The sequence below is a fragment of the Sulfurovum sp. genome, from assembly GCF_041551015.1.
Taxonomy (GTDB): domain Bacteria; phylum Campylobacterota; class Campylobacteria; order Campylobacterales; family Sulfurovaceae; genus Sulfurovum.
Genome location: NZ_JBFENQ010000192.1, coordinates 1 through 2,573, shown reverse-complemented (window position 1 = coordinate 2,573; position 2,573 = coordinate 1). Strand labels below are relative to the sequence as shown.

The 2,573-nt window shown below is 40.3% G+C and carries 3 protein-coding genes; 1 reads left to right on the top strand and 2 read right to left on the bottom strand.

Annotated features, from left to right (window positions below; all coding sequences use genetic code 11):
• Positions 1-893, bottom strand: an 893-nt coding sequence (locus ABZC96_RS09610; protein ID WP_373030759.1) for an MFS transporter, incomplete at its 3' end; no start/stop codon positions are given.
• Between the two features lie 158 nt (positions 894-1,051).
• On the opposite strand from ABZC96_RS09610, the gene ABZC96_RS09605 reads away from it, so the two are divergent.
• Positions 1,052-1,480: a rhodanese-like domain-containing protein gene (locus tag ABZC96_RS09605; RefSeq protein WP_373030757.1), complete on the top strand. Its 429-nt coding sequence runs from the start codon at positions 1,052-1,054 to the stop codon at positions 1,478-1,480.
• Positions 1,481-1,610: 130 nt separating this feature from the next.
• Here ABZC96_RS09605 and ABZC96_RS09600 read toward each other — a convergent pair.
• Positions 1,611-2,573 (bottom strand): aminotransferase class I/II-fold pyridoxal phosphate-dependent enzyme (locus ABZC96_RS09600; protein WP_373030755.1); only part of this gene is annotated, 963 nt, incomplete at its 5' end.

The window sequence follows — 2,573 nt, the reverse complement described above, 5'->3', positions numbered from 1 at the left end:
CCTATTTTATCAGCAATAGCTCCACCTACAGGTCTAAGAAATGCACCGGCCATAATACAAAGTGCGGCAAAATAACCGGCAACAACATGTATGTTCTCTTCAGCTAATACCTCTAATCCAAACACTTCCATCTCATCAAAATACATAGCCATGAGATACACTTTCATATACATGGCGAATCCTACAAAAGCACCAAAGCTCACCGCATAAAAAAGATTGAACCACCATGTATCCCTGTCTTTTAACAGTCTTACATAATCTGATACATTTTTAGGTCTTGGTACATATACCTCTTTAGGTGCATCTTTAGCCATCAGCATATAAACGATAAAAACGAGTAAAGATAAAACAGCTGCCACTAAAAAAACTGATTGCCATCCCCATAATTCAGCGATCTTAGGTGCAAAAAGGAAGCCAAGTACTACACCCATATTCCCTATACCTGCGATTCCAAGTACAACACCTTGTAATCTTGGTGGGTACCATTGTCCTGCCTGAGGTAAAGCCACCGCAAATGATGCCCCTGCAAAACCTAGTCCCACACCCACTAACAACAAGGCCTCATAAGAGATATGTTCTCCAAATGAAGCCACATAAAACAATGTCAATATCACGATAGCTTGTGATCCTAAGGCGGTCTTTTTAGCACCAATCTTACCCACTAAAAAACCAAGTACTATACGTAGTAGTGCCCCTGAAAGTATAGGCACTGAAAGTAATGTTGCTGTCTCAGAAGCTGTCATCAAGAATCCATAATTAGCCAAGCTGTCTGTAATCTCTGTTGCAAGTGGACCGAGCATGGTCCAGACCATAAAACTAAAATCAAAATATAAGAATGCTGCAAACAAGGTAGAAGGACTCCCCTCTCCTTTTAATCGGTTAAAACCTATCATCATTACTCCTTTAGAATAAATATTTAGTCAAGTATACATGAAAATTACAGCGATATTAAATATATGCTGATTAAATATTATACATATGGATGTTTATATACTATACACATATTAGATATACTTTAAAAATGAAAATTTTTTAGAGAAAAGGAGCTAAGATGCGAATCACACGACTCATTATTTTTTTCATTTCTACTATGATACTTTACTGGATTGCTATGGCAGGTTTATTTGTCTCCTTTGCATACTCTAAAGGTTGGATACTGGCAGACTTTGAATTCATAAATGCAAAGCAGGCTATAGTATTTCTATCAGATGATAACAATGTCACACTGCTTGATGTAAGAACCATAAGAGAATACGAAGAGAAACACCTCAAGAATGCTATAAACATACCTGTTCAAACACTCAGTAGCAGTCTAAATAGCCTACAAGAAGTTAAAAATAAACGTATTGTTGTCTATTGCCGATCAGGAAGCAGAAGTATTAAAGCATCACGTATATTGGAAAAAAATGGATTTACACCACTTAATGTTGAAGGTGGGATCATCGACTTAATACGTAATGATGCAGAGATAGTAAGGTGATCTGTCTTATTTTTAGACAGTATCACTTACATTTATATTATAAGACTAGTTATAATATAAATGATTAACCTTTTAGTGCGATACCATGCTCAAATAATTTATCTTGTTTTCCTCTGTGTCTCTGCGGTTCCTAAAAACGCTTCAAAACTCCCAACAAGTAATCGATATCTTTTTCTGTATGATTGGCGGAAACCTGAAACCTGATCTCCTCATCACCCTTTGGAACCACGGGAAAATTAAGGCCTGTGGCGAGAATGCCATGCTCAAAAAGATACTTCACAAGTCTGGAAGTCTTTTGGGTGTCCCGTATCATAAGAGGGACAATGGGATGCTTTCCTGGGATGGTTTCATAACCAAGATCCTTTAAACTCTCCTCAAGCAGGCGTGTGAGTGTACGAAGCTTTTCGAGTAACTTCAGCCCCCGGGTACTGTCGAGAATATCAAGAGACTTTATGGCCGCTGCAGCTTCAGAGGGAGTAATGGGATTGGAAAAGATGTAAAAGGGGGCTGTCTCTCTCAGGTAATTAATGACGGTTTCACTGGAAACCACATAGCCGCCGTTCACACCAAGGGCCTTTCCGAGGGTTGCAATGTAGATATCGGCTTTTGTACCAGTCACTTCCTCTGTTCCCCGCCCGGTTTTACCGAAGGCTCCGACACCGTGTGAATCATCAACAACAGTAATGATCCCCTCTTCAAACTTGTCTTCATATTTTTTGCAGATTCCAACAATCTCATTAAGGGGCGCATGGTCTCCCCTCATACTGAAGATACCATCGGTAACGACGATCATCCGTCTGCATTTACCGGAGTATCGCTGGATAGCAGCTTCCAGGTCTTCCATATCAAGGTGCTTGTATACCGCTTTTTCAGTAGGGTGTACCAGCCGAATGGCGTTGATGATACAGTTGTGGTTCAGTTCGTCACTGATGACAACTGTTTCTTCTGTAATAAGCTGTGGAAGGACACCCATCACAGCAGAATAGGCGGCGCTGAAAATCATTGCCCTTTCTCTGTCGTGAAAGGTAGCCAGTTTCTTTTCAAGTGTCACATGAGGTTCAAAGGTACCGCTGATAAAACGAACGGCACCCGG